This is a genomic window from Devosia beringensis (genome assembly GCF_014926585.1).
Classification (GTDB): Bacteria; Pseudomonadota; Alphaproteobacteria; order Rhizobiales; family Devosiaceae; genus Devosia; species Devosia beringensis.
The window spans coordinates 1,670,300-1,694,996 of the sequence record NZ_CP045422.1; the positions used below are offsets into that span (position 1 = coordinate 1,670,300).

A 24,697-nucleotide genomic window follows, 5' to 3' on the forward strand; every position below is an offset into this window, starting at 1 on the left:
GGGGTAAGGATTATTCATATGTCTATTGCTTTGAACGCGACCTTGTCGCGTCGCGCCGTCATGGCTGGCCTGGCCAGTGCGGGTGCTCTTGCTCTTGCCGGTTGCACCACGACAGGGTCGCGCCATACCGAAACCATGCCGGAACCCGTGGTGGTGCCGATCGACGTGCTGGCCATGTACGGCCCGCGGCTCGACGAGGAATTTCCCGTCCCCGCCGCCCCGATCGCCCAGCTCGATCCGATGTTCTGGCGCCAGGAAGTGGCCAATGTCACGGGCGAGCCCGAAGGCACCGTGGTAGTCGATACGCCCAACCGCTTCTTGTACTGGACCATGCCCGATGGGCGGGCCATGCGCTATGGCGCGGGGATCGGCCGGGACGGCTTTGCCTGGAGCGGCCGGGGCCATATCGCCTATGGCCGCAAATGGCCGGTCTGGACGCCACCCGGCGAAATGGTCGACCGCCAGCCCGAGCTCGAAATCTACCGGAACGGCCAGCCGCCCGGGCTCGACAATGCGCTGGGCGCGCGGGCGCTCTATATCCACAAGGGCAATGTCGACACGATCTACCGCATCCACGGCAATATGGATGTGAGCACGATCGGCAAGGCGGTTTCGAGCGGCTGCGTGCGGCTGCTGTTCCAGGACGTCATCGATCTCTACGACCGGGTGACCTGGGGTAGCCCGATCGTGGTGCTGCAGTAAACTAAAGGGCCGCCCCATGGGGCGGCCCTTTTTGGTTCGCAGTCGCCGGACGGCGGCAGGCTAGTTTTCCTGCCCGCCAAAGATCAGGTCCATCAGCGTGCGCTGGCTGTTTGGATTTTCGATGGGCACGGGCTGGCCCAAGGCGGCCGGCGGCTGGATGCCCTGCTGCTGGGCCGGGGCGCTGGGCACCCAGACCTGCTGGCCCGTCGCGGGATCGATGACCAGCACCATGGGCAGGCCGGTGCTCGGATCGATGGGGGCGGGCCCCACGCCATTGCTCTGGGCCTGCAGCGGCAGTCCGGTGACCGGGTCGATCGCCTGATCGGTGATCACCTGACCCACGGGCATGCCGGTTGCCGGATCGATCTGCTGGCCATTGGCATCGACCAGCATGCCACCAGCGGCCGGGGTCGCCCCGGCCGGCGCCAGCGGCTGGCCCTGGATCGGCTGGGCGCCCATGGGCTGACCGGTGGCGGGATCAATCACCACCTGCTGGCCCGTGGCCGGGTCAGTCATGGTCTGCACCGGCAGGCCGGTGGCGGCGTCGACATATTGCACCTGGGGCTGGCCGGTAGCGGGATCGATCACCACTTGGCCGGTGGCCGGGTCGATGACCTGCTGAGCGGCCAGCTGGCCCTGGTTACTACCGCCTGGAATGGGGGCGATCTGCTTGCCCTCATGCGCCTTGGTCATGAATTCGGACCAGATGGTGGCCGGCACATTGCCGCCCGACAGGGTGGTCTTGGTGGCATTGTCATTGCCCAGCCAGACGCCAGTGACCATGGCCGAGGTAAAGCCGATGAAGAGGGCGTCCTTGGCATCCTGGGTGGTGCCGGTCTTGCCGCCAAAATCCCAGCCGCCGACATTGGCGCGCTTGCCGGTGCCCACCTCGACGGCGGTGCGCAGCATGTCGTCCATCTGCGCCAGCACTTCGGGGGCGATGACGCGACCGGGGCCGGCATCGGAGGCCTCATAGAGCATGTCGCCACTGGTGGACTGGATGGTGGTGATGACATTGGGGATGACGCCATTGCCACCATTGCCGAAGGGCGCATAGGCCGCGGTCAGCTCGAGCAGATTGACTTCCTGGGTGCCCAGGGCAATCGAGGGCACGGCCTCGAGCGGGGAGGAAATGCCCATGCGGGTGGCCACATCGACCACCGCAGCAGGCGTGACGTCGATGGCCAGGCGCGCCGCAATGGTATTGATCGAATAGGCCAGGCCCTGGCGCAGGGTGACCGTACCGGCATATTTGCCGGTGGCATTGCGCGGGCTCCAGCCATTGTAGTCAAACTGGGCGTCTTCGGCGAGCGTGTCGGGCGTATAGCCCTTCTCCATGGCCGCCAGATAGACGAAGGGCTTGAAGGTCGAGCCGGGCTGGCGCTTGGCCGTGACGGCACGGTTATACTGGCTGGCCTGGTAGTCGACGCCGCCCACCATGGCGCGGACCTTGCCGTCGACATCCATGGCCACCAGGGCGCCCTGGGAAAAGCCACGATTGGCGCCTTCGGCAGCTACCTGTTCCTTGACGATGAACTCGGAGTCCTTCTGCATCTTGTAATCGATGGTGGTCTGGACGATCACATCGCTTTCGATGTCGCCGATATAGGCTGTCATCAGGCTTTCGACCCAGTCGGCCACATAGGATTCCGAGCCGGCGACGCGGGTGCGCACGCTCTGATTGGGATCGATCTGGGCGGCGGCGGCCTCTTCGGCGGTGATATAGCCCTCTTCGGCCATGGCGTTCAGCGACAGGCGCTGGCGCTGGATGGCGCGTTCGGGACTGGATTTGGGATTATAGGCCGAGGGTGCGGGCAGGATGCCGGCCAGCATGGCCGCCTGGCCGAGCGACAGGTTGCGCGCCGAGACGCCGAAATAGGTCTGCGCCGCCGCCTCGATACCCGTTGCCCCGGCGCCGAAATAGACGCGGTTCATATAGAGTTCGAGGATTTCTTCCTTGGTATAGTTCTGTTCCAGCCAGACCGCGAGAATGGCTTCCTGGACCTTGCGGCCCAGATTCTGGTCGGGGGTGAGGAAGAGGTTCTTGGCCACCTGCTGGGTGATGGTGGAGGCGCCACGGGTCATGCCGCGCGCCTTGACCATTTCGAGCACCACCGAGGCCATGCCGATCGGATCGACGCCGAAATGGCTCATGAAACGACGGTCTTCGCTGGCGATGAAGGCGGCTGGTACGTAATAGGGCAGTTCGCGATAGGTCACCGCCTCGCCGCCAGTCTGGCCGCGATTGGACAGCAGGGTGCCATCGGCGGCCAGGATGCGGATATTGGGCGGGCGATCGGGAATGGCCCAGGTATTGGACGAGGGCAGCTGGGCGCCGTAATAGACGATGATGCCGATAATGCCGATGCCGACCCAGAGCGAGGCGACAAAGCCCCACCAAAGCAGGCCCATGAGAAAACCGCCGCTGCGCGACTTGCGCGGCTTTTTGGCCCGCGCCGTGCTGGCCTTGCCGCGCCGGGGCGGCTTGCCGCCCCCCTTGGGACCATTGCCCGAGCCGCCGGCTGGGCGCTCGTCCAAGCTGAAGCCGCCGACCGACTGGCCCTTGGCGGACGAGCCCATGACAGGCTCCACCCGGCCGCCCTTGGCGGCAGCAGGCGAGCGGGGCTGGCTCGGCTTTTTGGGCTGGCCGCCAACGCGGTCATCGGCGGAAATGCGAAAATCCATCAAGCGAACCTACAGAAGTGCCTTTGGCCGCTTCTACCCGGTTCCACGCCAATGGGAAACCAGGGGTGAGCAGTTCCCGCCGAGCAATCGTGACCGACTCGCGGCCTGGCGTCCATAAGGCGCTGACCACGCGATCACGGCCAAGCTTCTCAGGGTAAAATGTGGCTGGTTTATGGGTGTTTGCCTGTGGCGGTGCGGCTGTTGCGCGGCGGTCACAGCCAGGGCTGCCAGGCAGCGTGTCAGGCGTAGCGCGCCAGGCCCAGATCATGGGTATCGATCTCGGGGGCGATGCCGCTGATCTGGTCGGCCAGCACCCGGGCCGAGCCGCAAGCCATGGTCCAGCCCAGCGTGCCATGGCCGGTATTGAGATGGAAATTGGCGTAGCGCGTCGGGCCCACGACCGGCGTACCGTCGGGCGTCATCGGCCGCAGCCCGGTCCAGAAGCTGGCCTGGCTGACATCGCCGGCATCGCCATAAAGGTCGGTGACCACATGTTCGAGCGTCTTGCGACGGCGCTCATGCAGGGTCGTGTCGAAGCCGGCGATTTCGGCCATGCCGCCGACGCGGATGCGGTCGCCCAGCCGGGTCACCGCCACCTTGTAGCTCTCGTCGAGCACGGTGGAAACCGGCGCGCGATCGGCGTGAACGACCGGCACGGTGATGGAATAGCCCTTGACCGGATAGACCGGCACATCGAGCCCGAGCGGCTTGACCAGAGCCGGGGTAAAGCTGCCCAGCGCGCCGACGAAAATGTCGGCCTCCAGCTCGCCGACCGAGCTGCGGATGGCGCGGACCTTGTCGCCCTCGGTGATGAGGCCATCGATGGTGACACCAAAACGGAACTCGACGCCCAGGGCACGGGCCATGTCGGCCAGCTTGGTGGTAAAGACAAAGCAATCGCCGGTCTCGTCATGCGGCAGGCGCAGGCCGCCGGCAATGCGGTCGCGCGCCCCGACCAGGCCGGGTTCGGCGGCAATGCAGCCGGCGGCATCGAGAACTTCGAAGGCTACGCCATCGGCCGCCAGCACTTCGGTATCCTTGTGCGCGCCCTCGACCTGCTTTTCGGTGCGGAACAGCTGCAGCGTGCCCTGGCTGCGGTGATCGTATTCGATCCCGGTATCGGCACGCAGGGCAACGAGCTGGTCGCGGCTATATTCGGCCAGTCGCATCATGCGCGACTTGTTGAGCTGGTAGCGCGCCAGCGTGCAGTTGCGCAGAATGGCGAGGCACCACTTTATGGTCGCGGCGTCGAGCCGTGGCTGCACGATGAGCGGGGCATGTTCCATGAACAGCCATTTGAGCGCCTTGCGCGGAATGCCGGGGCCGGCCCAGGGCGAGGAATAGCCGGGGGAGATCTCGCCGGCATTGGCAAAGCTGGTTTCCAGCGCCACGCCGTCCTGGCGCTCGAGCACCGTGACCTGATGACCGGCCCTGGCCAGATAATAGGCCGTGGTCACCCCGATCACGCCGCCGCCCAGAACGATCACCCGCATGCTTGCCATCCACTGCGCCGCCGGACCCGATGGCCCGTCATCAAGCCTTAATTCTGGCGCAGAAGCGATGAAATGTCCTTCGCTTTGTTGGATGAATATTGCAACAATGCGAGTATGACGCACGATCGTGCGGCCATTGTGCAGAAAGTTGTCGTGATGGACCGGATTGACCAAGCCATCGTTGCCCAGCTGCGCCGGGATGGCAGGATCAGCAATGCCAGCCTGGCCACGGCGGTGGGCCTGTCCCCCTCGGCCTGCTTGCGGCGGATGCGCGAACTCGAGACCAGCGGGGTGATCCGCGGCTATACGGCCATTGTCGACGAGCCGAGCACGGGCGAGACCATCGTGGCCATCGTGCAGATCACGCTGGAGCGGCAGACCGATGACGTGCTGCGGCGCTTCGAGCAGGCGCTGCGCGGCTGCGCCGAGGTGCGCGAATGCTATCTGATGGCGGGCCTGACCGACTATCTAGTGCGGGTAGAGGCCTCAAGCGTGGCCGATTACGAGCGGCTGCATACCGAAGTGCTGTCGCGCCTGCCCAGCGTGACCCGCATCCAGTCCAGCTTTGCCATCCGCAATGTGCTGCGGCCGGTACGCAATTGAGCATGGTCTTGCGCATCGCGGTCGCCACGGCGCTGTGCTGCCTCACGCTCGGCGCAAGGGCGGACGATCAGGCCCTGCTCGACCGCGCCCTGGCGACGGCGCTGGCGCAGGCGGAGCGGGCCTTGCCGGCGCTGGATGCCAGTGCGTTCGGCGTCGATGTCGCGGCCTATCATGCGGCCTTGCGGCTGCAGCCGTTTTCAAGCCTGGTCTGGGGTGGCGACATTCAGGTCGAATTGCAGATCCGCAGCGAGCCAACCGGCTCGTGCAGCCGCTATGCCGCCTTTGTGCGCATGCCGCCGGAGAATGGCCGCCTGCCGCTGGTGCTGTGCCCGCAATTCTTCACGTCGGGCGCCGACGCATTGCGCGTGCTCACCGTGCTGCATGAAATGGTGCACGTCGTTGCCGGGCGCGACGAGTGCCAGGCCATGGCCTTTGCGGCCCAGATCGAGCAGTCAGCGACCGGCCGGTTCACGCCCGTCGATGGCTATTGGGCTGCCAGCAATTGCGGGCAGTCGCCCTATTCTCTGCCCTGACATCGCCCTGTCATCTGCTTGTTCGATAGATATCGAAATAGCGCGATGAGGTCGACCATGCTCGAAGACAGTGCTCGCCAGCTCGAAGCCCTGGGTAATCCCACAAGGCTGGCAGCCTATCGCCTGCTGGTGCGGGCCGGACCGAACGGGCTGCCCGTAGGCGGGCTGCAGGCCGGGCTGAGCATTCCGGCCTCGACGCTGTCGCATCACCTGCACCGGCTGGTGGGCGTGGACCTCGTCAGCCAGGACCGGCAGGGCACCCAGCTGATCTGCCGCGCCAACTTTGCGGCGATGGACGGCTTGGTGGATTTCCTCTCCAGCCAGTGCTGTGCCGATGCCCGAGCAGAGACGGCCGCCTGAATTTTCCTGTGATCCCCATTTCCATCTTTCCGGCAGCACCGAAATGACCATTATCGCACCGCGGGCACCGGCCTGGCTGATCTGGGGCCTGGGCCTCACCCAGGTGATCGGCTATGGCACGCTCTACTACAGCTTTGGCCCGCTGGCGCCGCATCTGGCGGCCAGTTTCGGTTGGCCGGAGGCGGCGCTCTATGCCGCGCTGGCCGCCTCGCTGCTGCTCAGTGGCGCGGTGGCCCCCTGGGCGGGACGGCTGGCCGACCGGCATGGCGCCGGGCCGATGATGGGATTGGGTTCGCTGGCTGCTTCGGTAGCGCTGGTGCTCTGCGCCCTGGCACCCAATGGTCCGGCTTTCACCGCAGCGCTGTTTGCCATCGAACTGGCCGCCGCCTTCGTGCTCTATCCGCTCGCCTTTGCCGCGCTGGCACAGATCGCTGGCGCCGGCGCGCAGCGGCAGATCGTGCATCTAACACTGATTGCCGGCTTTGCCTCGACGCTGTTCTGGCCGCTGACCACTTTCCTCGTGGCGCAGCTGGGCTGGCGCGGCACCTATCTCGTCTTTGCCGGGCTCAATCTGGTGGCCTGCGTCCCGCTGCATTTCGCAATCGCCGGCCATATGCGGCAGAGCCGGGCCGCTGGGCGCGTGCCCACCGTACTGGCTGGCCTGGCCAAGCCGGCTCAGGCGCGGACACTGGGCTGGCTGATGCTGGCCGGCTTTGCGCTGACCGGGGTGCTGGCCGCATCGGTGTTGATGCATATGGTGGGCATATTGGCCGGGCTGGGGATCGGCACGGCCGGGGTCGCGGTGGCGGCTCTGTTCGGCCCGGCCCAGGTGCTGAGCCGCGTGGTCAATATGGGCTGGGGCAGCGGCTTGCCGCAGCCCTGGCTGGCGGTGATCGCTGCCGGGCTGATGCCGCTGGGCGTGCTGGTGCTAGTGCTCACCGCGCCCTCGCCCTGGGGCGCCATGGCCTTTGCCGTGCTGTTCGGCTTGGGCTCGGGCCTGTTCAGCATTGTCGGTGGCACGCTGCCGCTGACCCTGTTCGGCACGACGGGCTATGGCGCGCGGCTGGGCCTGGTCAATGCCGGGCGGCAGCTGGCCTCGGCACTGGCGCCGTTCCTGTTCTCGCTGCTGGCCACATTGCTGGGCACAGCGCCCGCCCTGCTGCTGGCAGCGGCGGCGGGCGTCATGGCCGTGCTCGCCTTTGCCGGGATCGGCTGGCTGACGCGCGGACCTAGCGCCAGCCCAGTGCCGGCGCCACAAGCGTCAGGATCGACTCAATGACATGGGCGTTGTAGTCGACGCCGAGCTGGTTGGGCACGGTGAGCAGCAGGGTATCGGCCTCGGCAATGGCCTCGTCCTCGGCCAGTAGCTTGATCAGCGCCTCGGGTTCGGCGGTATAGCCGCGGCCAAAGACGGCGCGCTTTTCCGGCTCGATATAGCCGAACTGGTCCTGCTCGGGACGCCCGCTGCCGAAATAGGCGCGGTCCATGTCATTGACCAGAGCAAAGATCGAGCGGCTCACCGAGACGCGCGGTTCATGGGCATGGCCGGCCTCTTTCCAGGCGGCACGGTAAGCGCGAATCTGCTCGGCCTGCTGGATGTGGAAGGGCTTGCCTGATTCATCGAATTTGAGCGTCGAGCTCTGCAGGTTCATGCCCAGCTTGGCCGCCCAGATGGCGGTGTCATTGGTGGCCGAGCCCCACCAGATGCGTTCGCGCAGGCCAGGCGCATAGGGCTCCAGCCGCAGCTTGCCCGGCGGATTGGGAAACATCGGGCTGGGATTGGGCTCGGCAAAGCCATTGCCCTTGAGCACGTCGAGCAGCACCTCGGTCTGGCCGCGCGCCATGTCGGCATCGGTCTGCCCTTCGGCCGGGGCATAGCCGAAATAGCGATAGCCCTCGATCACCTGTTCGGGCGAGCCGCGGCTGATGCCCAGCTGCAGCCGGCCGCCTGAAATCAGGTCGGCGGCGCCGGCGTCCTCGGCCATGTAGAGCGGGTTTTCGTAGCGCATGTCGATGACGGCGGTGCCGATCTCGATCTTTTTGGTCCTGGCACCGACGGCGGCCAGCAGCGGAAAGGGCGAGGCGAGCTGTCGGGCGAAGTGATGCACGCGGAAATAGGCGCCGTCGGCCCCCAGTTCCTCCGCCGCCACGGCCAGGTCGATGGACTGCAACAGCGCATCGCCGGCCGAGCGGGTGCCCGATTGCGGCGAGGGCGACCAATGGCCGAAGGAAAGGAAACCGATGTTTTTCATGGAAATTGCCTGGGTAGGTGACGCCATGGGTGGCGCAGCGTGCCTTAACTAGGTACGGCCCGGCACCGGGTAAAGGCCGTTTGTCCGAACTATCCGGTCTGTTGGGGTGAACGATCGCCGCCGGTTACTCGGCGGCGTGATAGTATTCGGCGGACGGGCGGATAACCGCCACCACCGCATCTGCCGAAGCCGATCGGAAGTCAGGATCCTGGCGTAGCATCTCCAGGGTCCGCGGGTGAGGCCTCTCACCAGGCCAGTCCTCGAAGGAAAAAGCCAGCACCGAGGCCGCTTCCGCGATGGCATCATCAAGCGTGGTAGCGACCGCAATCACCCCGGGCAGATCGGGAAATGACACGCCATAGCCGGACTCGGGCTCCTTGTGGATCAGGGCAATGTAGTGGAGGTCACGCATCGGTCTCGCTGTCCCAGCCTGCCTGCCGATAGATCGAACGGATGCTACGCTGCCGCGACCAGCGGTCGACATCCTTCCTTTGTGGGAGGGAGCGAGGGCCGGCTGCCATTCGACCACAGGTCTCATGGCCTGCTCGCCTAAAATCGCTCCACCGGAGCGATTTTGCCTGCGGCCGGCTCTCAGACGTCCAGATTGCTCACGCTGAGCGCATTGTCCTGGATGAATTCGCGGCGCGGCTCGACCAGGTCGCCCATCAGGGCGGTAAAGATCTGGTCGGCTTCGTCGGTCTGGGTGACCTCGACCTTGAGCAGGGTGCGGGCATTGGGGTCGAGCGTGGTTTCCCAGAGCTGGGAGGCGTTCATTTCGCCCAGACCCTTGTACCGCTGCAGCGACACGCCCTTGCGACCGGCATCGGTGACGGTCTTGAACAGGCTGGCAGGACCGAAGATCTGCGTCGTCTCGTCCTTGCGGGTGAGCGTGGGGACGCCGCCATAGATCTCGTCCAGACGGGCCGCCAGCTGGCGCAGCTTGCGGGCATCGGCGCTCTGCAGCAGGGCCTTGTCGAGCTGGTGGGTCTCGGTCACGCCGCGCACGGTGCGCGAGAAGGCCAGGCCCTCTTCGTCGGTGATGACGCCGGACCAGCCGCGCTCAAGCTCGTCGGAAATGCGGTCCAGCCGGTTGGCGACGCGGTCCATGGTCTTGTCGATGCGGGCGGGGTCGCTCAGGCCCTCGGGGTCAAGCGCGCCGACAATGGCGGCCTGTTCGACCAGGCTGCGATTATAGCGCGTATTGAGATTGTCGATGGCTTTGACGATGTCGCGGGCCTGCTGGAGGATGCCCATCAGATCGGCGCCGGCATGCTCGATGCCGTGCTGGGTCTTGAACACGGCGTCTTCGAGGCCATAGTCGAGAAGATAGTCCTCGAGCGCCCGCTCGTCCTTGAGATATTGCTCGGAGCGGCCGCGCGTGGCTTTGTAGAGCGGCGGCTGGGCGATGTAGATATGGCCGCGCTCAAGTAGTTCGGGCGTCTGGCGATAGAAAAACGTCAGCAGCAGCGTGCGGATATGGGCGCCGTCCACGTCAGCATCGGTCATGATGATGATCTTGTGGTAGCGCAGCTTGTCGACATTGAACTCTTCGCGGCCGATGCCGGTGCCCAGAGCGGTGATCAGCGTGCCGACCTGGTCGGAGCTGATCATGCGGTCAAAGCGGGCGCGCTCGACATTGAGGATCTTGCCGCGCAGCGGCAGTACGGCCTGGTTGGAGCGGTCGCGGCCCTGCTTGGCGGAGCCACCGGCGGAATCGCCCTCGACGATGAAGATTTCGGACTTGGCAGGATCGCGTTCCTGGCAGTCGGCCAGCTTGCCCGGCAAGGACGAGATTTCGAGCGCGCCCTTGCGGCGGGTCAGTTCGCGCGCCTTGCGGGCGGCCTCGCGGGCGGCGGCGGCCTCGGCCACCTTGCCGACAATGACCTTGGCTTCGGCCGGGTGCTCTTCGAACCACTGGCCGAGCTTGTCATTGACGATGTTTTCCACCACGGGGCGGACTTCTGAGGAGACCAGCTTGTCCTTGGTCTGGCTCGAGAATTTGGGGTCGGGCACCTTGACGGAGAGCACGCAGGTCAGGCCTTCGCGCGTGTCATCGCCGGTCAGCGACACCTTTTCGCGCTTGGCGATGCCCGAGCTTTCGGCATAGGCGGTGACCTGGCGTGTCAGCGCGCCGCGCAGGCCAGCCAGATGGGTGCCGCCGTCGCGCTGGGGGATATTGTTGGTAAAGCACAGCACGTTTTCGTGGTAGCTGTCGTTCCACTGCAGCGCGACCTCGACGGTGATGCCGTCCTTCTCTGATATCATGGTGATGGGCTTGTCGATCACCGCCAGCTTGGACTTGTCGAGATATTGGACGAAGGCTTCGAGGCCACCCTCGTAGTAGAGATCGACACTGACCGGCTCAGGATGACGATTGTCGTTGAGCAGGATATGCACGCCCGAATTGAGGAAGGCGAGCTCGCGCAGGCGATGCTCAAGCGTCTTGAAATCGAACTCGACCATGGTGAAGGTCTGGTCGGACGGGAAGAAGGTGATGGCGGTGCCGCTGCGGCCTTCATAGGTGCCCGGCGTCTTGTTCTCGACATAGCTGTCGATCTGCACCAGCGGCGCGTCGGAATCGCCATGGGTGAAGCTCATTTCGTGGATCTCGCCGTCGCGGCGGATCTTGAGCTTGAGCCAGGCCGAGAGCGCGTTGACCACCGAGACGCCCACGCCATGCAGGCCGCCCGAGACCTTGTAGGAGTTCTGGTCGAATTTGCCGCCCGCATGGAGCTGGGTCATGATGACCTCGGCCGCTGAGATGCCCTCTTCGGTATGGATGCCGGTGGGAATGCCGCGGCCATTGTCGATGACGGTGACCGAACCGTCGGCATTGAGCGTCACCGTCACCAGGTCGGCATGGCCCGCCAGCGCCTCGTCGATGGCATTGTCGACCACCTCGTAGACCATGTGATGCAGGCCCGAACCGTCATCGGTATCGCCGATATACATGCCGGGTCGCTTGCGCACCGCATCAAGACCACGCAGCACCTTGATGCTGTCGGCGCCATATTCTTCGGGGACGGGAGTTTCGCTATCGGTCATGGGGTCCGAATCAGTCGTTTCAGAGTGCATTTGTTCTAACGGAACGGGGTGGTATCCCCAAGCAAAATGGCCGTTTTCAGGGCCGTGGAGCCCGGTTTTACCCTAGTCGTGCTGCAGGCGACCATCGCGCACGGTAATGGCCTGGGCGCGGCTGCCCAAAGCCTCAAACAGCACGCGGTCTGTGCCAGTCAGAAAGCACTGCGTGCCCAGGCCATCGAGGGCGGCAAACAGGGCCCGGCGACGATCCGGATCGAGATGGGCGGCGATCTCGTCGAGCAGCAGGAAGGGGGTGATGGCGGTGCGCAGCTTGACCAGCCGCGCATGCGCCAGGATCAGCCCGATCAGCAGCGCCTTCTGTTCGCCGGTGGAGCCCAGGGCGGCCGGCATGCCCTTTTGCGCATAGGTGACCTCGAGATCGACGCGATGCGGCCCCACCAGCGCCCGCCCGGCGGCGCGATCGCGGCTGCGGCTGGCCCGCCAGGCATCGGCCAGGGCGGCCTCCAGCGCCGCCGATGAGGCCGGCTCGTCGCCATCTTCAAACAGCCGCGTCAGCGCCAGCTGGGCGGCCGGGAAGCTGGCATCGTCCAGACTTTGGCCGATCAGCGCCTGCAGATGGGTGAGACTATCGGTGCGCGCCAGGTGGATGGAGGCGCCCAGCTCGGCCAGTTGCGCCTCGATGGCACTGAGCCAGGCGGCGTCGCCATGGTCCTCGAGCAGCCGGTTGCGCTGACGCAAGGCCTTGTCGTAGTCGCTGACGGCCGCCGAATGGCTGGGGATGAGCGTGGTCACCAGGCGATCGAGAAAGCGGCGCCGGTCGCCTGCCGGGCCCGAGAACAGGCCATCCATGGCGGGGGTGAGCCAGAGCACGCGCAGATAGTCGCTCATGGCCTCGATGGAGCGGGCATTGGCGCCATTGATGCGCACGCGCCGGCCGCCATCGGGCAAGGCGCCGGTGCCGATATCGGCGGGACCGTCAGCGGTTTCCACGGTTGCCGCCACCGCCCAGCCGATATCGGTGCCTTGGGCCTGCACGGTATCGAAGCTGGCGCGGCGCAGGCCGCGGCCCGGCGAAAGCAGCGAAATGGCTTCCAACAAGTTGGTCTTGCCGGCACCATTGGGCCCGGTCAGCACCACGTGGCGGGAATCGAGATCGAGCGCGGCCGCGGCATAATTGCGGAAGGCGGTGAGGCGCAGGCGGGAGAGGTGGCGGATCATATGTGTTTGCCGGCCATCATGTCGTTCAACCCACCGCCCGTCACCCTCGGGCTCGACCCGAGGGTGTTGCCCTTAACTTGCATCTGCAAGTGAAGAGCCCTCGGGTCAAGCCCGAGGGTGACGATCGAGATTGTTGCGAGCAATATCGCCCATTCAAACCCGCATCGGCATCAGCACGTAGAGCGCGCGGGTTTCGCCTTCGTCCTTGACCAGGGTGGGCGAGCCGGCATCGTTGAACATGAAGATGGCGCTTTCGGAGCGGATCTGGCCGATGATGTCGAGCAGGTAGCGGGCGTTGAAGCCGATCTCGAAGCCGTCGGTATCGAATTCGACCGCGAGTTCCTCGGAAGCCGTGCCGTGATCGGGATTGGTCACCGAGAGCTCGAGCAGACCGTCCTTGGCCTGCAGCTTGACGGCCTTGCCGCCGCGCTCGGAGGCAATGGTGGAGACGCGATCGACGGCGGTGGCAAAGCTCGCCCGGTCGACATTCATCTGCTTGTCATTGTTCTTGGGGGTCACCCGATCGTAATCGGGGAAGGTGCCCTCGATCAGCTTGCTCAGCAGCACGACCGAGCCGACGGTGAAGCGGATCTTGGTGTCGGAAACTTCCACCAGCACTTCGCCCTCAGCGCCATCGAGCAGCTTTTGCACTTCGCCGACGGTCTTTTTCGGCACGATGATGCCCGGCATGCCCTTGGCACCCTCGGGCGCGTCGATCTCGGCGCGGGCCATGCGGTGGCCATCGGTGGCCACGGCGCGCAATACGGTGCCGGTGCCGGTAATGTCGATGGTGTGGAAATAGATGCCGTTGAGGTAGTAGCGCGTCTCCTCATTGGAGATGGCGAACTGGGTGCGCTCGATCAGCTCGCGCAGGGCGGTAACCGGCATGGAAAATTCGTGGCCGAAGGCGCCGGACTTGAGATCGGGAAAGCTGTCGGGCGAGAGGCAGGCCAGGTTGAAGCGCGAGCGGCCGGAGGTCAGAACCATGTTCTCGCCGCCATCGGTCTCGAGCCGCACTTCGGCGCCATCGCTGAGCTTGCGGACGATTTCATAAAGCGTGTGGGCGGGGACGGTGGTGGTGCCGGGAGTCGACACCATGGCGGGCACACTCTCGGTGACCTCGATGTCGAGGTCGGTGGCGCGCAGCTCGACCTTGTCATCGCCGGCCTTGAACAGCACGTTAGCCAGGATGGGATAGGTGTTGCGGCGCTCCACAACCCGGTGCACATGGCTCAGCGACTTGAGCAGATGATTGCGTTCGAGCGTGACTTTCATGCGGCAATATCCCTGGCACTACGCGGCTGCACGGCGGCAGCAGAAAACACCCGGCGAGCCGGGCTGTGGACATTTACAATTTGGTGACCAAAAGGCAAGGGCAGCAAGCAGTTTGCCACCAGCTATCGCGGCCGCCCGGCGGGCTGCGCCGGGCCGCATAAGGGGCTAGATTGGCGACAGCACAATCATGAGGAGAGCCCGATGGCCGAGAGTTTTGCAGCCGGCGGCATTGCCGTGATTACCGGGGGCGCCAGCGGCATTGGCCGGGCAGCGGCGCGCCGTGCTGCGGCGGCCGGCATGCGCCTGGCGCTGGTCGATGTCGACGCGGCCAAGCTGGCCGCGACCGCCGAGAGCCTATCTGAGACGATTGGCCGCGACGCCATCATCACCAGCACGGCCGATGTCGCCGACATGACGGCCATGCTGGCCTTGGCCGAGCAGGTGCAGGCGCGCTGGGGCAGCCCGACGCTCTTGATGAACAATGCCGCGGCCTTCGTGGCGGGCGGACCGGGTGGGATCCTCGACGCCAATGAAAACTGGGCCCGGGTCTTTGCAGTGAATGTGCTGGGCGTGGTCAATGGCGTGCAGGCCTTCCTGCCGGGCATGCTGGCGGCGGGCCGGCCAGGCGTGATCGTCAATACCGGCTCCAAGCAGGGATTGACCAATCCGCCGGGCAATCCGGCCTACAACACCTCCAAGGCGGCGGTGAATGCCTATACGCAAAACCTGGCGCGCGACCTGCGCGAGCGGGAAAACTGCGCCATCAGCGCCCATCTATTGATCCCGGGCTGGACCACGACGGGCGAGGCCGAGCATCGCCCCGGCGCCTGGCGGGCCGAGCAGGTCGTCGACCATATGGAAAAGCTCATCGCCGATGACCGCTTCTTCATCCTCTGCCCCGATGACGACACGCCCAATGGGGTCGACCACAAGCGCATCTTGTGGAACGCCATGGACATCATCGAAAACCGCCCGGCTCTGTCGCGCTGGCATCCGGACTACAAGGACGAATTTGCCGCCTTCATGGCGCAGGATTTGCCCCTGAAGCCCAAGGCCTAGGCAGCAACAAAAATGGCGGGCTCAGGGCCCGCCATTTTCGACATCTATTGAATGCGCCCGCTATTCCTCGAGCATGCGCTTGAGCAGTTCGATCTCCTGGCCGAGCTCGACATCGTCCTTGATCATGGCCTCGACCTTGCGCACCGAGTGCAGCACGGTGGTGTGATCGCGGCCGCCGAATCGCCGGCCGATTTCGGGCAGCGAGCGCGAGGTTAGCGCCTTGGCCAGGAACATGGCGATCTGGCGCGGTCGCACCACGTCGCGGCTGCGGCGGGCCGAGAGCAGCTCGTTGCGCGGCACCTTGTAGTGGCGCGAGACGATGCGCAGGATATCCTCGATGCGGACGCGGCGCGCCTCGCGGCTGCGGATCAGGTCGCCCAGGGTCTTTTCAGCCAGCGGCACGGTGATCAGTTCGCCAGTCAGCTGGTTGGCGGCGACGAGGCGATTGACGGCGCCATCGAGGTCACGGCCATGGCTGATGACGGCGCGGGCGATATAGTCGATGACCGGGGTGGGGAAGTGCATGCCATAGCGGGCGGTCGACTGGTCGGCCCGGCGCTGCACGATGGCACGGCGCAGTTCGAGATCAAAGCCGGAGATCGGGACGACCAGGCCACCCGAAAGGCGCGAGCGCACGCGCTCGTCGAGCATTTCAAGATCGCGCGGCGGCGCATCGCCGGCCACCACGACCTGCTTGGCGCCGGTGAGCAGCGTGCCCAGGGTATGGCCGAATTCGGTGGCCGACTTGCCCTGAAGGAACTGCATGTCATCGATCAGCAGCAGGTCGACGCGGCGCAGCCATTCCTTGAAGCCGAGCGCGGACTGGCGCTGCACGGCGGTGATGAAATGGTACATGAAGTGGTCGGCGGTCAGGTAGACGATGTTCTTGGAGGCATCTGCCGACTGCACTGCATGGGCAATGGCATTGAGCAGGTGGGACTTGCCCAGGCCGACCGTGGAGTGGATGTAGACCGGGTTGAAGGTCACCGTATTGTTGGCGGCGGCATTGGCGATCTGCTTGGCCACACCGAAGGCCATTTCATTGGCCTCGCCGGCGACAAAGCTGTCAAAGGTCATGCGCGGATCGATGGCACTGCCCGACAGGGCATCGCCCTTGGCGGTTGCCGCGTCACGGCTGAACCGGGACACATTGGCCATGGGCGCGGCATGGCTGGGCGCCGGCGCACTCGGCGCCTCGCCCGCTACCGGCTCGGCCACTACGGGGGTGAAGCGAGGACGGGCCTGGCCGTTGACGCGCAGCGTCACCTGGATGCGGCCGATCTCGGGAATGTCCTGGCGGAAGGCCTCGAGAATGCGTTCGAGATAGTTGGACTGCACCCAGGAACAGAGAAACCGCGTGGGGGCCGACAGGTGAACAACCTCGTCGACGATCTCCTCGAGTTCGAGGCTGGCAAACCAGGAGGTGAACACATCCACGCCCACGGCGGTCTTGATGCGCGCCCGGACCCGGTTCCAGAGCTCGCGTTGGGCTTGGCCGGAATCGGATGGGGTCATGACAGGGATATCGCCTTTGTTGATCGTGCTTTTCATTGGGGGATTGGCCTGGGGCCAAGTCTCCCTGTCAGCGGTCGCCTGTCGCGTCATTCATTCAGCCCCATATTGGTTCCGACTGGTCCGCAAAGCCCGGCCGGTATCTGTCTAATGCCATGGCTGGCCTGTGTGCCCACGCAGCCATGACTTCGCCCCTGCGCCCGCTCATGCGGACGCACTTGTCTTGTCCGCGGGACGAGCCCGGCGGAGTGTTTGTTACGCAACTGTCATGAACCAGGCCGAAACGGGGCCTAAGGTCTCAAAAAAACTTGCCGGCCCAGATCGGACCGACAGCCACATGAACTGCCAACACAACCTTCACCATTCAAACCATCGCGGCCTTGGCCGACTATTGATCTAGAACAACGCCCCGAATAATCGTAAAAACTACGCCCCGAATATGCCCCGGCCAGCTGTGTCGGACGCTCATTGACGGCGTCTTCTCGCCTGCTGACCAGATCACTTTAGAGGGACGATTTTGGGCTAGCAACCGTGGAATCTGCAAAATGGGGGCTTGACTCTAAGGTTGTATTTTTGCCCCCGGCTTCTGGCTCCAGGCCCGTCAAAGCAAGGCGCTGTGACTCAACGCAGATTCCCCTTCGGAGTGTCCGGACGGGAGCAAAATTTTATTTCTCGGCGGGCCCGTTTTTTTGCATCCGAGGCCGCAGATGACAGTTCCACGACGCGCCGATGTTGGCGCAAAGCTCTGGAAAAACTCAAGAAATACCGAGGCTGTGGTAGCGTAGGCCGTAAAGAGGGCGGTGTCACGCCGATGACACATCCGTGTCAAATCGGAATAGCTTGCTCCCCCTGACCGACCAACAAAAAGGGCTCCTCGCGGAGCCCGTCTCGTCACATGTCGGCAGCCCGGTCAGGGCGCCTTCTGGCAGCCAATCAGGCGCTGAGCGCCTTGACCCGGCTGTTCAGGCGGCTGATCTTGCGGGCGGCCAGATTGGCATGAACAATGCCCTTGGTCGCAGCGCGGTTGATCTCGGGAGCGGCCGCATGCAGCGCTTCCATGGCGACCTTGTGGTCACCGGCAACAATGGCTTCTTCAACCTTGCGGATGAAGGTGCGGACGCGCGAACGGCGCGACTTGTTGACCGCGGTGCGGGCTTCGATCTTGCGGGTAGCCTTTTTGGCTGAAGGCGTATTGGCCATAATGGTCCTCTTGGCGTCCAACCGGCCGATCGCGCCACGAGGTCGCATGCGTCCGGGATGAAAATGAAATCGGCGGCATCTCGATAGCCGCCAAGTTGGCCGGTCTATAGGGGAAGCAGGGGCAAGCGTCAACTGGATTCAGCCCAGCGGGGATCAGGGTTTCTTCTGGCAGACCGGACAAAAGAAGGTCGAGCGCCCCGACTGGACAATACGCTCTACCGTGCCCGTGCACAGCGGCGTGGGACAGGGCTCGCCTTCCCGGTCATAGACGGCAAAGCGATGCTGGAAATAGCCTGAACTGCCATCGGCATGGCGGAAATCGCGCAGGGTCGAGCCGCCCACCTCGATGGCCTCGATCAATACCTGGCGGACGGCACTGGCGAGGTCTTCGAGCGCCGCCTTGGGCTTGCCCTTGGTCGTCACAAGGGTTCCTGCCAGCACGGTGGGCAATATGTGACTGCGATGCAGCGCCTCGGCGACATAGATATTGCCCAGGCCCGCCACCACGCGCTGGTCGAGCAGGGCCGCCTTGATGGGGCTCTTCTTGCCGGCGAATTTGTCGGCCATTTCGGCCGCGTTGAAATCATTGCCCAGCGGCTCGGGGCCGAGATCCTTGAGATAGGGACTGGTCGCCAGGTCGTCATAGAGATCGACAAAGCCGAAGCGGCGCGGATCGGCATAGATCAGGTGGCTCTTGCCGTGCTTGGGGTGGGAAATGTCGAGCACCAGGTGATCATGCTTGGGTTCCGTGCCCGGCTCATAATAGCGCGGCGGCTTGTCGATGCCGTGCTCGGCAAAGCGCCAGGAGCCGGTCATGCCCAGATGGCTGAGCAGGGTCTGGCCGCTCGAGAGCGCCAGCAGCAGATATTTCGCGCGGCGGCCGACCGAGACGATGGTGCTGCCTTCAAGGGCGGCGGCCATGCCGGACGGGAACGGAAAGCGCAGATCGGGGCGGTTGAGCGTCACATGGTCGATGCGGGCGCCTTCAAGCCAGGGCTGCAGCCCCCGGCGCACGGTTTCGACCTCGGGCAGTTCAGGCATTTTATGTCTCTTCACCTGTGCGGCTTTGCGCCATGGCAAAGTCGGTTTGCTTTGAATATGTATCGCTGGGTCAATACAGGTCGTATCGACCAGTACGAAATGCACGAGGCGATCACCATGACCGACGCGCGAGAAACCACTCATTTCGGTGAACAGACCGTGGCGCTGGACGACAAGCAGGGCATGGTCAACCAGGTGTTCCATGGCGTGGCCGACCGCTATGACCTGATGAACGACCTAATGAGCGTGGGCGTGCACCGGCTCTGGAAGAACGCCATGGTGGCCGATCTGGCGCCGCCCAAGGCGGGCTCGCGCCCGTATCGGGTGCTCGACATGGCCGGGGGCACCGGCGACATTGCCGAGCGCATCATCAATGCCTCGGTGGGCTATGCCGAGGTGGTGGTCAGCGACATCAATTCGGACATGCTGCGGGTAGGCGCGGAACGGGCCAAGGCCTGGCGCTATCCGGAACAGGCCAGTTTTGTCGAGGCCAATGCCGAGGAACTGCCCTTCGACGACAACAGCTTTGACGCCTATACGATCGCCTTCGGCATTCGCAATGTGCCGCGCATCCAGAAAGCCCTCAATGAGGCGCATCGCGTGCTCAAGCGCGGCGGTCGCATCCTGGTGCTCGAGTTCAGCCAGGTCGATGTGCCGGGCCTGGACCTGGTCTACAAGGCGTTTTCGGACAACCTCATTCCCCCCATGGGCAGATTGGTGACCGGCGATGCGCAGCCCTACCAGTATCTGGTGGAATCGATCCGCAAGTTTCCCAATCCGGCGCTGTTCCAGTCCATGCTGACCGAGGCCGGCTTCAAGCGCGTCAAGGCCACGGCCTTTTCGGGCAATATCGCGACGCTGTTTTCCGGATGGAAGCTCTAGCGCATGCTGTTTTCCGCCTATTTTCGCCTACTGCATGCCGGCTTTGTGCTGGCCCGCGAAGGTGCGCTGTCGATGATTTCGACCAAGGGCCTGCCGCCTGCTCTGGCGCCGCTGCGCGCCGGCATCTGGCTGGGCCGGCTGATCGAGCGCCCCAGCGTGCGCCAGACCGGCCATGTCGACCGGCTCAACCGGGCGCTCAACCGGCTGGGCCCGACCTATGTCAAGTTCGGCCAGACCCTGGCCACCCGCCCCGACGTGGTGGGCATTACCATCGCCAATGACCTGGCGGGCCTGCAGGATCGCATGGATCCGTTCGACGCCGCGCTGGTGCCGGGCATTCTTGCGGCGGCGCTGGAAGGCAAGGCGGCCGAGCTGACCGAGCTCAGCGCCCCCATCGCGGCAGCCTCGATCGCCCAGGTGCACCGCGCCCGGCTGGTGCCCGCCAAGGGGCCGGCCCGGACGGTTGCCGTCAAGATCCTGCGCCCAGGCGTCCAGGCCCGCTTCATGGCCGATATCGAGAGCTTTTACGCGGCCGCCCGCCTGGCAGACCGCTTCATCGCCTCGACCAAAAGGCTGCGGCCGATCGAGGTGGTCGAGACGCTGGACCGCTCGGCCCGGCTCGAACTCGACCTGCGGCTGGAGGCCGCAGCGATTTCGGAAATGGCCGAGAACATCAAGGACGATACCGGCTTTGTCATCCCGAGCGTCTCCTGGGACCATGTGGCGCAGAACGTGCTCACCACCAGCTGGGTCGACGGCATTCCGATCCGCGACCATGCCGCGCTCGACAGAGCCGGGGTAGACCGCAAGGCGCTGGCGACCAATCTGCTGCAGAGCTTTCTCAAGCATGCCATCCGCGATGGCTTCTTTCATGCCGACATGCATCCGGGAAACCTGTTTGCCGATCCGGCCAATGGCAATGTGATCGCGGTCGATTTTGGTATCATGGGCCGGATCAACCGGCAGGAACGCCGGTTCCTCGCCGATATCCTGTTCGGTTTCATCACCCGCGACTACCGGCTGGTGGCCGAGCGGCATTTTGATATCGGCTATGTCCGCAAGGATCAGTCGGTGGATGATTTTGCCTTGGCGATTCGCTCCATCGGCGAGCCTCTGCACGGCCGCACCGCGGCCGATATCTCGATGGCCCGGGTGCTGGGCCAGCTGTTTGCCATTACCGACCTGTTCGACATGCAGACGCGGCCCGAGCTGGTGCTGCTGCAGAAGTCCATGGTGCTGGTGGAAGGGGTGGCGCGGGCGCTCGATCCCGAGCTCGACATCTGGACGGTGGCCGAGCCGGTGGTAGGCGACTGGCTGCGCCGACAGGCGGGCCCGGTGGGCCAGATCGAAACCCTGGGCACTCATTTCAAGACCATGGCCGAGGCGGCCGGCCGCGTGCCGGTCATCCTGGCGCAGGCCGAATTAGCGCTTGCCGATTATCATGCTGTCAAACATAGGCGCTATGATCCGCTCATGCGCTGGAGCGTCATCGCGCTGATGGCGATTGCCGGGGCGACCCTGCTGGCCGTGCTGTGGCGCGTGCTGACGCTGGCGGGCTGAGCGCGGCTTGTCCGGCCAGCCGGCACGACCTAGAATAGAAAAATCGACAGAACCTGCGAGTGCCCGATGTCTGCCAGCCGCGTCCTGATCCAACTGCGCTGGCTCGAGCATGGCCGTGGATTGGCGCTGCCGGCGCAGCAGACGGCGGGAGCGGCCGGGCTCGACCTGGCGGCGGCGCTGCCGGCCGACGGCACTATGGAGATCGCGCCGGGCGCCTATGGGATGATCCCCACCGGGCTGGCTCTGGCCCTGCCCGAAGGGTTCGAGGCACAGATCCGGCCGCGGTCGGGCCTGGCGGCAAAATACGGCGTGACCGTGCTCAATGCTCCCGGGACGGTGGATGCGGACTACCGGGGTGAGGTCAAGGTGCTGCTGATCAATCACGGCACGGCGCCCTTCACGGTGCGGCGGGGCGATCGAATCGCGCAGATGGTGGTGGCACCGGTCAGCGCAGTGAGTTTAATCGAAGTGGAGGCACTGGATGGCACCGAACGGGGCGAGGGCGGGCATGGTTCGACGGGTCGCTAGCCTTTTTGGGCTGCTGGTCCTTCTCGTCCTGCCGGCAGTGCCGGCGCTGGCGGGCGACCGGGCGCAGATCGACCTGATCGGCTTTTCCGAAGACGGCAGCTATTTTGCCTTCGAGGAATTCGGCGTGCAGGACGGATCGGGCTTTGCCTATGCCAGCGTCTATGTGGTCGATTTGGTCGATGACAGCTGGGTGGTTGGCACGCCCGTTCGTATGCTGGCCGAGGACGAGCTGGTAACGCTGGCCGAGATCCGCGCCGAGGCCAAGCTCAAGGCCGCCAATTACATCACCACGCTGGGCATTAGCGTGCCGGGTGAATTCGTCGCCCTGATCGGCGATGGCGCGCCCGACAATGACGGACAGGCGCTGACTTTCGGCGTGCCGGCCTTCGGGGTCGGCGCGGTCGAGGGCAGCCATAGCCTCGAGCTGAGCCGGTTCGACACCAGTTCGGCCACGCCTTGCCAGGAATGGTTCAGCTCGCCGCCGCGCGGCTACCAGCTCAGCCTTGTCGACGATGCCGGCACGCGCGTGGTGCATCGCGACGACAGCCTGCCGCGTTCGCGCGGCTGTCCCGTCGATTACCGGCTCTTTGGCGTGGTCCTGCCCTTTGCCGCCGAGCCCCTGCGCGACGCCGTGGCCATCATTTCGGTGTTCACCTTTGGTTTTGAAGGGCCGGATCGGCGCTTCATCGTGGTGCCGCTTGGCTTCTGAGCCCCTCTCCCCCGCCGAAACGCGGCGCTATGCGCGCCAGCTGGTGCTCAAGGGCTTCGGCGGCAGCGGCCAGCAGGCGCTCAAGGCGGCTCGGGTGCTGGTGGTGGGCGCGGGCGGGCTGGGCAGTCCGGTCATTGCCTATCTGGCCGGGGCCGGCGTGGGTCGGCTGGGTATTGCCGATCCGGACAGCGTCTCGCTGTCCAACCTGGCGCGGCAGGTGATCCATACCAACGCGGGCATCGGCCAGAGCAAGGCGGCCAGCGCCGGCCATTTCGCGCAGGCCCTCAACCCCGAAGTGCGGCTGGCGCTGCATGACGCGGCGGTGACCGCGGATAATGCGGCGCGGCTCATGGCCGATTATGACCTGGTCATCGATGGCACCGACAATCTGGTGACCCGCCGGGCCGTGGCGGCGGCAGCGGCCGGGCTGGGCCTGCCCCTGGTCTCGGGCGCGGTATCGATGTTTGACGGTCAGGTGACCGTCTTTGCCCCGGGCGGGCCGTCCTTCAGCGCTCTTTATCCCGACAGCGCCAGCGATGCCGACCTGCCCAGCTGCGAGGCCACCGGCATTGTCGGACCGCTTACCGGCGTCATTGGCACGCTGATGGCAATGGAAGCCATCAAGCTCATCACCGGCATTGGCGAGCCGCTGATCGGCAGGGTGCTGACCTATGACAGCCAGGGCGCCCGTTTTGCCGAATTCGCCTTCTAGCCGAGCAGGGCTGCGCCCGCATACGCCGGGACAGCCGGCGCGATCGGCATGCGAAAGGTGAAACAGGATTCCTGCGGAGTCGAGGTCACCGCCAGCGTGCCGCCATGTGCGCGGGCGATCTGGCTGGCGATATAGAGCCCGAGCCCCAGACCCTGCTGGCTTGGCCGCACCCGGGCGCGGAAGAAGGGCTTGAACAGATTGTCGAGCAGATGGGGCGGAATGGCGTCGCCGCCATTGCACACCGACGCCTCGAGCTGGCCATCGACAATCCCCACCGTCACCGTAATGGGCTGGTCGGCGGCGCCATGGGTCAGGGCATTGCCCAAGAGGTTGGAGACCAGCTGCTCGATGCGCGTGCGGTCATAGGAGAGATGGCCGACCCGGCCGAGGCGGGCAATGATCTGCCTGTCAGGATGGGCCGAGCGCAGTTCTTCGACGACCTGTTCGACCACCGCGTGCAGCGTCTCGTCGGTGGCGGTTTCGAGCTGGATGCCGCCGCCCAGCCGGCCGCGGGCCAGGTCGAGCATATTGTCGACCAGCGTCCCCATGCGGCTGACGCTCTTGCGCATCAGGCCGACAATCTGGGCCGAGCGCTCGTCGAGTGGTGCCCTGAGCAGCTGGCGCGTCCCGGCCTCGATGGCGCTGAGGGGGTTGCGCAGGTCATGGCCGAGCACGGCGACGAACTGTTCGCGCAGGTCGGCGGTGAGGCGCTCCTCGGCCAGCTGCGCGCGGCTTTCGGTCAACGCGCGGTCGCTGTCGAGATGGTGGGCGATGAGTTCGGCGAACAGGCGGAGCATGCCGATGGTGACCGGGTTGTCCAGCTTGGCCGGGGCGCTGTCCATGGCGCAGAGCGTGCCGAAGAAGCTGCCGTCCGGCAGGATGATCGGCACCGATATGTAACTCTGCAACCCGTAGATGCGGGGGGTGTGATGGTCGGCATAGAGCGGGTCCTGGCTGACGTGATCGATGACCACCTCGCGATGATCCTGCCGCACCTGGTGGCACAAAGTGGTTTCGACCTTGAGTTCGTCGCCCGGCTTGAGCCCGAAATCGACATTGTCGAGCACCTGGCAGGTCACCCAGCGGTCCTCGGTCACCCGCGCCACCGCGGCAAAACCAACCCCTGTCGCCTCACAGACAACATTGAGGATGGACGGGATGGCGGTAATGCGCTGAACCGCATCAATATCGGCCTGAAAGTCGTGGACGTCGGTCATGAACTCTTTCGTCAGTTCCATGCTGTCAGTCGACAGCGATCGGCGCCCCCGCCGACTGCATTGTCGGTGTGGTGACAGCAAGAATCAATGGTTGAATTGCGGCTGGCTCGGCGC

At 65.0% G+C, this 24,697-nt stretch carries 22 protein-coding genes; 11 read left to right on the plus strand and 11 right to left on the minus strand.

The genetic code is table 11. The annotated features are described in order from the left end of the window. Positions 1–18 precede the first annotated feature (18 nt). Positions 19–702: a L,D-transpeptidase gene (locus GDR53_RS08170; protein WP_193337563.1), complete on the plus strand. Its 684-nt coding sequence runs from the start codon at positions 19–21 to the stop codon at positions 700–702. A gap of 60 nt (positions 703–762) precedes the next feature. On the opposite strand, the gene GDR53_RS08175 is transcribed toward GDR53_RS08170, so the two are convergent. Together GDR53_RS08175 and GDR53_RS08180 are read right to left on the minus strand one after the other, a co-directional pair. Further along, positions 763–3,387: a transglycosylase domain-containing protein gene (locus GDR53_RS08175; RefSeq protein ID WP_193337564.1), complete on the minus strand. Its 2,625-nt coding sequence runs from the start codon at positions 3,385–3,387 to the stop codon at positions 763–765. 239 nt (positions 3,388–3,626) lie between these two features. Continuing rightward, entirely contained in the window at positions 3,627–5,003 is a 1,377-nt protein-coding gene (locus GDR53_RS08180) for a D-amino acid dehydrogenase (RefSeq protein ID WP_332872444.1), read from the minus strand. On the opposite strand from GDR53_RS08180, the gene GDR53_RS08185 reads away from it, so the two are divergent. From GDR53_RS08185 to arsK, 4 genes are read left to right on the plus strand one after another with little or no spacing between them, the layout of a single operon-like run. Beyond that, positions 4,995–5,483, plus strand: a complete 489-nt coding sequence (locus GDR53_RS08185; protein WP_193337565.1) for an Lrp/AsnC family transcriptional regulator — start codon at positions 4,995–4,997, stop codon at positions 5,481–5,483. The genes GDR53_RS08180 and GDR53_RS08185 overlap by 9 nt on opposite strands. A 2-nt stretch (positions 5,484–5,485) precedes the next feature. Continuing rightward, positions 5,486–6,016 (plus strand): hypothetical protein, encoded by a 531-nt coding sequence (locus GDR53_RS08190; protein ID WP_193337566.1) that lies wholly within the window; start codon positions 5,486–5,488, stop codon positions 6,014–6,016. A gap of 57 nt (positions 6,017–6,073) precedes the next feature. Further along, positions 6,074–6,376, plus strand: coding sequence for an ArsR/SmtB family transcription factor (locus tag GDR53_RS08195; protein ID WP_232846761.1), 303 nt, complete (start codon positions 6,074–6,076; stop codon positions 6,374–6,376). Positions 6,377–6,419: 43 nt separating this feature from the next. Continuing rightward, positions 6,420–7,655, plus strand: coding sequence for an arsenite efflux MFS transporter ArsK (gene arsK, locus GDR53_RS08200; RefSeq protein ID WP_193337568.1), 1,236 nt, complete (start codon positions 6,420–6,422; stop codon positions 7,653–7,655). Here arsK and GDR53_RS08205 read toward each other — a convergent pair. The 5 genes from GDR53_RS08205 to dnaN all read right to left on the minus strand — a co-directional run bounded on the left by GDR53_RS08205 (position 7,606) and on the right by dnaN (position 14,163). Next, a complete protein-coding gene (locus tag GDR53_RS08205; RefSeq protein ID WP_193337569.1) occupies positions 7,606–8,628 on the minus strand; it encodes an LLM class flavin-dependent oxidoreductase in 1,023 nt (340 codons plus the stop codon). The genes arsK and GDR53_RS08205 overlap by 50 nt on opposite strands. A gap of 124 nt (positions 8,629–8,752) precedes the next feature. Continuing rightward, positions 8,753–9,040: a type II toxin-antitoxin system HicB family antitoxin gene (locus GDR53_RS08210; protein WP_193337570.1), complete on the minus strand. Its 288-nt coding sequence runs from the start codon at positions 9,038–9,040 to the stop codon at positions 8,753–8,755. 179 nt (positions 9,041–9,219) lie between these two features. Beyond that, entirely contained in the window at positions 9,220–11,673 is a 2,454-nt protein-coding gene (gyrB, locus tag GDR53_RS08215) for a DNA topoisomerase (ATP-hydrolyzing) subunit B (RefSeq protein WP_193337571.1), read from the minus strand. A gap of 102 nt (positions 11,674–11,775) precedes the next feature. After that, positions 11,776–12,888 carry a DNA replication/repair protein RecF gene (gene recF / locus GDR53_RS08220; RefSeq protein WP_193337572.1) on the minus strand — a complete coding sequence of 371 codons (1,113 nt, stop codon included), beginning with the start codon at positions 12,886–12,888 and terminating at the stop codon, positions 11,776–11,778. Between the two features lie 153 nt (positions 12,889–13,041). Further along, positions 13,042–14,163 (minus strand): DNA polymerase III subunit beta, encoded by a 1,122-nt coding sequence (dnaN, locus tag GDR53_RS08225; protein ID WP_193337573.1) that lies wholly within the window; start codon positions 14,161–14,163, stop codon positions 13,042–13,044. 201 nt (positions 14,164–14,364) lie between these two features. On the opposite strand from dnaN, the gene GDR53_RS08230 reads away from it, so the two are divergent. Next, positions 14,365–15,222 (plus strand): SDR family NAD(P)-dependent oxidoreductase, encoded by an 858-nt coding sequence (locus GDR53_RS08230; RefSeq protein ID WP_193337574.1) that lies wholly within the window; start codon positions 14,365–14,367, stop codon positions 15,220–15,222. Positions 15,223–15,282: 60 nt separating this feature from the next. On the opposite strand, the gene dnaA is transcribed toward GDR53_RS08230, so the two are convergent. The 3 genes from dnaA to mutM all read right to left on the minus strand — a co-directional run bounded on the left by dnaA (position 15,283) and on the right by mutM (position 18,975). After that, entirely contained in the window at positions 15,283–16,737 is a 1,455-nt protein-coding gene (dnaA, locus tag GDR53_RS08235; protein WP_232846762.1) for a chromosomal replication initiator protein DnaA, read from the minus strand. 930 nt (positions 16,738–17,667) lie between these two features. Next, positions 17,668–17,934 carry a 30S ribosomal protein S20 gene (rpsT, locus tag GDR53_RS08240; RefSeq protein ID WP_193337576.1) on the minus strand — a complete coding sequence of 89 codons (267 nt, stop codon included), beginning with the start codon at positions 17,932–17,934 and terminating at the stop codon, positions 17,668–17,670. 153 nt (positions 17,935–18,087) lie between these two features. Further along, positions 18,088–18,975 (minus strand): bifunctional DNA-formamidopyrimidine glycosylase/DNA-(apurinic or apyrimidinic site) lyase, encoded by an 888-nt coding sequence (gene mutM, locus GDR53_RS08245; RefSeq protein WP_193337577.1) that lies wholly within the window; start codon positions 18,973–18,975, stop codon positions 18,088–18,090. 99 nt (positions 18,976–19,074) lie between these two features. Between mutM and ubiE the strand changes: the two genes are divergently transcribed. The 5 genes from ubiE (at position 19,075) to GDR53_RS08270 (ending at position 23,366) form a co-directional block, all read left to right on the plus strand. After that, positions 19,075–19,857: a bifunctional demethylmenaquinone methyltransferase/2-methoxy-6-polyprenyl-1,4-benzoquinol methylase UbiE gene (gene ubiE, locus GDR53_RS08250; protein ID WP_408639801.1), complete on the plus strand. Its 783-nt coding sequence runs from the start codon at positions 19,075–19,077 to the stop codon at positions 19,855–19,857. Between the two features lie 3 nt (positions 19,858–19,860). Beyond that, the gene (ubiB, locus tag GDR53_RS08255) at positions 19,861–21,417 is read left to right on the plus strand and encodes a 2-polyprenylphenol 6-hydroxylase (protein WP_193337579.1); all 1,557 of its coding nucleotides are present in this window, start codon (positions 19,861–19,863) and stop codon (positions 21,415–21,417) included. Positions 21,418–21,483: 66 nt separating this feature from the next. Next, a complete protein-coding gene (dut, locus tag GDR53_RS08260) occupies positions 21,484–21,945 on the plus strand; it encodes a dUTP diphosphatase (protein ID WP_193337580.1) in 462 nt (153 codons plus the stop codon). Next, complete coding sequence (locus tag GDR53_RS08265; RefSeq protein ID WP_193337581.1) at positions 21,926–22,654, plus strand: DUF2259 domain-containing protein; 729 nt, start codon at positions 21,926–21,928, stop codon at positions 22,652–22,654. Before dut ends, GDR53_RS08265 begins: the two co-directional genes overlap by 20 nt. Continuing rightward, positions 22,644–23,366, plus strand: coding sequence for a HesA/MoeB/ThiF family protein (locus tag GDR53_RS08270; RefSeq protein WP_193337582.1), 723 nt, complete (start codon positions 22,644–22,646; stop codon positions 23,364–23,366). The genes GDR53_RS08265 and GDR53_RS08270 overlap by 11 nt, the downstream gene beginning before the upstream one ends. Here the strand turns inward: GDR53_RS08270 and GDR53_RS08275 are convergent. Beyond that, positions 23,363–24,604: a GAF domain-containing sensor histidine kinase gene (locus GDR53_RS08275; RefSeq protein ID WP_193337583.1), complete on the minus strand. Its 1,242-nt coding sequence runs from the start codon at positions 24,602–24,604 to the stop codon at positions 23,363–23,365. The genes GDR53_RS08270 and GDR53_RS08275 overlap by 4 nt on opposite strands. Positions 24,605–24,697: the final 93 nt, after the last annotated feature.